The sequence below is a fragment of the Nonomuraea sp. NPDC049646 genome (genome assembly GCF_044465525.1).
Lineage (GTDB): Bacteria > Actinomycetota > Actinomycetes > Streptosporangiales > Streptosporangiaceae > Nonomuraea.
Window position 1 is genome coordinate 623,035 of record NZ_JBITLU010000005.1, and the last position, 6,150, is coordinate 629,184.

At 68.3% G+C, this 6,150-nt stretch carries 6 protein-coding genes and 1 rRNA gene; 5 read left to right on the forward strand and 2 right to left on the reverse strand.

The window, feature by feature from the left end:
* Positions 1–104 precede the first annotated feature (104 nt).
* Positions 105–1,439, forward strand: coding sequence for a hypothetical protein (locus tag ACIBQ8_RS18525; protein WP_397192511.1), 1,335 nt, complete (start codon positions 105–107; stop codon positions 1,437–1,439).
* A 6-nt stretch (positions 1,440–1,445) separates the two neighbouring features.
* Here the strand turns inward: ACIBQ8_RS18525 and ACIBQ8_RS18530 are convergent, their stop codons facing one another.
* The gene (locus ACIBQ8_RS18530; protein ID WP_352320833.1) at positions 1,446–1,829 is read right to left on the reverse strand and encodes a cell division protein SepF; all 384 of its coding nucleotides are present in this window, start codon (positions 1,827–1,829) and stop codon (positions 1,446–1,448) included.
* A gap of 170 nt (positions 1,830–1,999) precedes the next feature.
* Here ACIBQ8_RS18530 and ACIBQ8_RS18535 point away from each other — a divergent pair, with 170 nt between their 5' ends.
* The 4 genes from ACIBQ8_RS18535 (at position 2,000) to ACIBQ8_RS18550 (ending at position 4,604) form a co-directional block, all read left to right on the forward strand.
* Positions 2,000–2,770, forward strand: a complete 771-nt coding sequence (locus tag ACIBQ8_RS18535; protein ID WP_397192512.1) for a PhzF family phenazine biosynthesis protein — start codon at positions 2,000–2,002, stop codon at positions 2,768–2,770.
* Between the two features lie 98 nt (positions 2,771–2,868).
* Complete coding sequence (locus ACIBQ8_RS18540) at positions 2,869–3,303, forward strand: Hsp20/alpha crystallin family protein (protein WP_397179421.1); 435 nt, start codon at positions 2,869–2,871, stop codon at positions 3,301–3,303.
* Positions 3,304–3,359: 56 nt separating this feature from the next.
* The gene (locus ACIBQ8_RS18545) at positions 3,360–3,671 is read left to right on the forward strand and encodes a MerR family transcriptional regulator (protein WP_352361773.1); all 312 of its coding nucleotides are present in this window, start codon (positions 3,360–3,362) and stop codon (positions 3,669–3,671) included.
* Positions 3,672–4,148: 477 nt separating this feature from the next.
* Positions 4,149–4,604, forward strand: a complete 456-nt coding sequence (locus ACIBQ8_RS18550) for a hypothetical protein (protein ID WP_397192513.1) — start codon at positions 4,149–4,151, stop codon at positions 4,602–4,604.
* A 1,462-nt stretch (positions 4,605–6,066) separates the two neighbouring features.
* Here ACIBQ8_RS18550 and rrf read toward each other — a convergent pair.
* A 5S ribosomal RNA gene (gene rrf, locus ACIBQ8_RS18555) occupies positions 6,067–6,150 on the reverse strand; the annotation flags it as partial.

Here is a 6,150-nt window from a genome sequence, read left to right on the forward strand (position 1 = left end):
AGTCTCCCGTTCCGTCATGGGCGCGCCTCCACCGGGTTGGCGCGCCCTAACGGCTAGGCTTTACGCGGTCATGAACTGAGGCCGAAATGGGGGAGTTCTCTGCCTTGAGCACGGACCTGACTGCGAGCCCCCAAGCAGCGACGGAGTTGCAACGCTACGCCGAGGCGCTGCTTGCGCACCTCGCCGCCAATGGCACCGCTCCTCCCGCCGCTCCGGGCTTTCGCGACATACCCGGCCACTGGCTGCCCCCTGCCGTAGAAGCGCTGGTCGCCATCCTCGCCGGCGACGACCCGCTCGAACCGCTGAGCAGGGCCGCCGGCCGTGACCAGCAGCAGACCGCGCTCTTCCTGTGTCTGGCCCTGGCGGTGTCCGGCCAGGGCAGCCGCATCCACGCCTCCTGGCTCGGCACGGCCTTCGGCGAGCTGTCGCTCGACCGTCCCGTCACCCACGGCCAGCGCTCGCTCTGGCTGGCCGCCGCCCGCGGCGCCTACGGCCCGGCCGGCAAGATCTTCGTGCTGCGCAAGCTCGACGCGCTGGCCGTGCAGGAGCACGCCGACGTCGAGGAGTGGGTGCAGGCGCTGGTGCCCGGCGAGCCCGCGGTCGTCGTGCCGCCGTCGCTGGCCGACTTCCCGGAGATGGCCGAAATTCCCGACCTGGCCCGTCCGGCGGTCGCGGCCGCCCGCCTGGCCAGGCTGCGCGGCCGCTGCGCCGAGATCACCTCGGCCCGGCAGTCCGACCACGACTCCGCCGTCCCGCTCAGCAACAGCTCGGCCAGCCCGGCCGCGTCCTGGGCCGAGGACGAGCCGCTGGCGGTCCTGCGCGCCCAGATCGGGCAGGGCGGCCCGGCCGGCCCGATGGCCTCGCTGATCTCCCACCTGCTCGACGACCTGCGTCCCGGCGCCGACCCGCACCTGGCCGCCATCGCCCTGCACGTCGCCGCGCCCATCCTGCGGGGCCTGGCCGAGGAGCTCGAAGCCGACAGCCGGCTGACGCCGCCGGCCACGCTGACCGTCCCGCTGCTCGGCCACCGCATCCACCTGCGCCCCGAAGGCCCCGACGAGACCTCGATCGCCACGGCGGAGCACGCCATCCTCACCGAGGGCGTCGTGCCGCGCGGCCGGCCGTGGGCGGCGTTCGTGCTGATCGTGGCGGGCGTCGCGTGCCTGGCCGGAGCGGCGTTCAGCGCCTCGCTCCTGCTGGCCGCCGCCGGGGTGGCCATGCTCGGGCTGGGCGGCTGGCAGCTCTGGCAGCGCCACAAGACGATCGTCGCCGACGCCCGTTACGTGGCCGCCCAGGTCAACGAGCTGAAGGAGCTGGCCGAGGGCGCCGTCTGGGCCCTGCACGCCTACGCCAGAGAAGCGGACGCACGCGCGAAACAGGCCGCTGACGATGCAACCGAGCTCACCCGGCTGATTCGTCGCGGCCCGCGCGCTGCTTAGACCCGATCAGGTCGTCTCGATCTCCACGTGCGCCGGCGCGAGCAGGAACACGCGATCGGCGATGCGCTCGATCCGACCCTCGCAACCGAACGCGAGCCCGGCGGCGAAGTCGACCATCCTCGTCGCCTCGGGCATCGCCATGCCCGTGACGTCCATGATCACCGTCTGCCCGTCACGGAAGTGCTGACCGATCAACGGTGCGTCGTTGTACTTGAGCGGCTGGACCATGACGATTCGCGACGCGTCGACGTTCGCGCGCCACCGCCGGGCGGCCCGCTCCGTCGCCGGAACGTACTCGTCCTCGTAGTGCTCGTCGTCGTCATAGCCGTCGTCGTAGTGATCGACCCCGCTCAGGCCAAGGTAGTTCACCACCTTGCGCACTGCCCCCATCGGCTTGTCCTTTCCTCAGGAACTCACCGTAATCGGCACGTCCCTACACATTGGACGGTAACCGACGATTCCGCATTCGCCACGCGACACGCCCAGCCCTAATTCCATTTTGTACGGCTTGCAACCCGCTTGCATCTGGATATCCGTCCCCCCCGTATAGCATCGGCCACATGCGCCTGTTCACTGTAGACGCCTTCACCGACACAGCTTTCAAGGGTAATCCCGCAGGTGTCTGCCTGCTGGACTCTCCGGTTACTGATGGGTGGATGCAGAGCGTAGCCGCCGAGATGAACCTCTCCGAGACCGCCTTCCTGCTCGGCGATTCCCTACGGTGGTTCACCCCTGTGGTCGAGGTCACTCTCTGCGGTCATGCCACGCTGGCGACCGCTCACGTTCTGTATTCGACCAGCGCCGCGACCGGCCCCGTCGAATTCCGCACGGCGAGCGGAACGCTAACCGTGAATCGCGCCGCCGGAGACCTCATCACGATGGATTTCCCGGCCAAGGAGGTGACGCCCGTCACGGTTCCCGAGGGCCTGGAGAAAGCGCTCGGAGCCACCCCGGTACGGGTCGGGAAAAGCGACCTGGACCTGCTGGTCGAGGTCGATTCAGAGGAGACGGTACGCGCCCTGCGCCCCGACATCACGGCCCTGTCGGCAGTGGAGGCGCGCGGCGTCATCGTCACCGCCCGCGGCACCGGCACGGATTTCGTCTCACGATTCTTCGCTCCCAACGTGGGCGTCGACGAGGATCCGGTGACGGGCTCGGCCCACTGCGCCCTGTCGCCGTACTGGTCCGCGCGGCTCGGCCGTACGGCTCTGACCCGTGCGCAGCTCTCCGCCAGAGGCGGCCTGGTCCACACCCGCCTCGACGGTGACCGCGTCCACCTCGCCGGCCATGCCGTGACCATCCTCACCGGCACACTCCTCACGCCCGGGTAAAAACTTCCTTACCTTCCTTGCTTCCCCCTGCTCAGCTCTCTAACCTACAAATCGAGTTGGAGGTTACCTACCACGACAGAAGCAGGAGGTTCGGAACCATGCTGCTGACTTCGATCGACCCGTTCTTCCAGGAGTTCGAGCGCCAGTTCAACCGGCTGGCCCGCCAGACCTTCGACAACGGCGGCGCCGCCACGATGCCGCTGGACGGCCTGCGCCGCGACGACGACGTGGTCCTGCGCTTCGACCTGCCCGGCATCGACCCGGACTCCATCGAGGTGACCGTCGACCGGGGTGTCCTCACCGTCAGCGCCCGCCGCGAGGAAGAGATCGCCGAGAACGAGCGCCTGTTCGTCCGCGAGCGCCCGATGGGCACGTTCACCAGGCGCGTCTATCTGTCGGAGCACCTCGACAGCGACCGCATCGACGCCGGCTACGCCAACGGCGTGCTCACCGTGCGCATCCCCGTCCTCGAACGCGCCAAGCCGCGCAAGGTGGAGATCCGGCGCAACGACACGAAGGCCATCCGGGCCTGACCCGGCACCGGGGGCGGGGCATCCCGGCCCCGCCCCCGATTCCCGAGGAGGCCACGATGCCCGAGCTGCCCTTCGACGACGAGCACGCCCCGCTCTACTCCCTGGGCCAGGTCGCCGACATGCTCCAGGTCCGCCAAGCCTACCTCCGCCGCCTGGACGAACACGACGTCATCAGCCCGAGCCGCTCATCCGGCGGCCAACGCCGCTACTCCCGCAGCGACATCCTGATCGTCCAGCACGTGACCGACCTCGCCGACCAGGGCATGACCTTGATCGCCATCCGCCGCATACTGGAACTCGAACGCGAACTCGCCGACGTCCGCCGGCAACTCAAAGAAGCCCGCACCCGCCTCGGCGACCCCACCTAACCCAGCCGCGACAGACTCCCCGCCCCTTAGCATTCGCCCAAACCGCCGACAACGAGACGCTCCCCCACCATCCCCAACCGCTTGCTACCACATCACCGCAAAAGGCCCCCCCGGACATCAATCCCCCCGCCCACCGTCAGCCGCCCACCGCCGGCCTCCCGCCGCCGCCGACCACCGACCACCGACCACCGACCACCGGCCATCGACCTCCGGATCCCGGCCCCCACCCCCGGCTCCCGGCTCCCGGCTCCCGGCTCAAGAATCGCCCCAGATCCCCGCGACCAGCCGACTCATGCACAAGCACCGCCTCGACCTGTCGGGCGTAAGATGCGCCATTGCCGCGCCACCGCCCAGCCCCCGACAGGACTCGCCACCATGAACCCTCACCACGAGCACCTTCGCACCCGCTTCCGAACCGCTCCGCTCCAACTTCCGCCCACACCCTGGCGCCCCCTGCCCCCAGTAGCAGTCGGAGGCTTGACCGGCGTCGGCTTCGCCGAACACCCCGACTCGGGCGAAGACCTCATCCTCGCGACCTCCCACCAGGGACGCGGCATCCTCAACTGCGTCACCGGCCACCGCATAGCACGCGACCCCGACCCAGACCCCGCCTGGCCGGACGACTACACCCTCACCTGCCTAGGCATAGGACCTCTTGCAGCTACCACCATCAAGATCTCCGGCCTCCTGGGCGGCGGACTGCACACGACCACCACGACTGGATGGTCCATCGACATCGTCACACCCGACTGGCCCATCAAAAGCGTCCTACTGTCCAGCGGCGGAGACCCCTACCGCGACGAAGCCGGCTCAACCTGGTGGCACATCCACCGCGAAGAGGCCTGCGAACTCCGCGCAGCCGGCTTCTCCCCCACAGGCCGCACCCTCGCCATCGCCTCGAGCTGCACCCTAACCCTCTTCACCCACCCCTGACATGAAGCGAACCATCGGCCAAGCCACCCCACCGGCAAATCCGCAGATCCTCACCGAGCTCACGATGCCCCCGGCCAGAGCCCCCTGCCCCCACAAGCTTCCAGCTCCTGCAGTACTACACAGTCACGCCACCAGCCCGACGGTCAGAAGCAGGCTCGCCACCGCACCGGCATCCGTAGCGACAGTGACACAGCATCAGGCATGGGCCAGCTTTTGGCTAGAAGCATCCAGTTCCGGCCCCGCGAAAGTCCTGGTCATCGCCAAAGACGGTCTGCCTTTACGACACGCCTCCCACAACCGGCTGCTGGGTACCACGGGCTGCCAGAGCCCACTCTTCGGGCCGCCCAGCACACTGACAGCGCCTCCTACCGCCCCCAGTGACGGCACCCTGCGCCGACAGTGACGCCATCTGCCGCTGTCCGCGCAGTGCCTGCACCCTCCACCGCGCCGCGGCCACCGAACACCGCGCTAACGAAAGCGCCCGGCGCCTCCAACGCCGCAAAGCGCACCCGCCCTCCATCACGCCATACCTCGGGCACGCCACTACACCCCAAGGTCACCCCACCAGCCAAGCCCGATACCCGAACCCGCACTCACGGCAGCGGCAGCGGCAGCGGCAGCGGCAGCCTACCCACGGGCATGCCCTTGCGCCTCTACACCCCAACTCCCTGCGACAACACCCCGGAAAGACCAGGCCCTTCTAACCTGACGATGCAGGTCAGTAGCAGTAGGTACGGGCGCAGGGCGGGGCCGGAGAGACGCTTCCCGTCCCCTGTCTCATCACTCCGCATCTCACCCGGGTCAGAAACCAAGCGCCACGTACCCGGAGCCACCGATGAAGCCCCGCGCATCAGCCCTCTCCCTGGGCCTACCCATCCCGCACTGTCGCCGGCTTCGGTTCGCACGGTGGGCGGCCCTCTGTGTGCCGCCAGGGACCTCTTGAGATACCAGCCGAGATCGACGAACTCGGCATGTGAGCGATGGTGCGGTAATACAGCAGGGGAATCGAGAAACCAACGCTTGCTCCTCGTGGAGCAGCACGTTCACGCAACTCTCTCCCGTCGGGCAGCCTGGCGCTAGGCCGAGCCTCGTAGCAGGTGCGCATGGCACTCTTCGCTCTGACCCACCCGACCCGCGGCACGTGCTCCTGGTCGTAGTCGGTCATGTGCCAGGTTGCTGAGCAACTTCCTTCTGGAGGCAGGCATCCCTGACGAGCGGCCCTGCGACGGCTAGGACAGCCGGCCTGGTTGCCTTCTCACTGGCGTAGGCGCCAAGAGAGTCACTGAGGGAGCGATCAATGAGTGTGCCGTCGCGACCTTGATGCCCTGCCAGCCGGCGCTGTTGTCGACGCCGCACAGACATGCTCGGACAGGTGATCCAGAGTTCGTTACTCAGGATGAAGGGACTTGCCCCGGAAATGCAGAAAGGGCCCCGACCGAAGTCGGAGCCCTTTCGAAAGATTGTCCGGCGGTGACCTACTCTCCCACACCCTCCCGAGTGCAGTACCATCGGCGCAGAGAAGCTTAACTTCCGGGTTCGGAATGTA

What these genes read in the sequence shown, in the direction of transcription:
- ACIBQ8_RS18530 (WP_352320833.1), bottom strand. Translation starts at nt 1,829, where the DNA reads ATGGGGGCAGTGCGCAAGGTGGTGAACTACCTTGGCCTGAGCGGGGTC.
- ACIBQ8_RS18535 (WP_397192512.1), top strand. Translation starts at nt 2,000, where the DNA reads ATGCGCCTGTTCACTGTAGACGCCTTCACCGACACAGCTTTCAAGGGT.
- ACIBQ8_RS18540 (WP_397179421.1), top strand. Translation starts at nt 2,869, where the DNA reads ATGCTGCTGACTTCGATCGACCCGTTCTTCCAGGAGTTCGAGCGCCAG.
- ACIBQ8_RS18545 (WP_352361773.1), top strand. Translation starts at nt 3,360, where the DNA reads ATGCCCGAGCTGCCCTTCGACGACGAGCACGCCCCGCTCTACTCCCTG.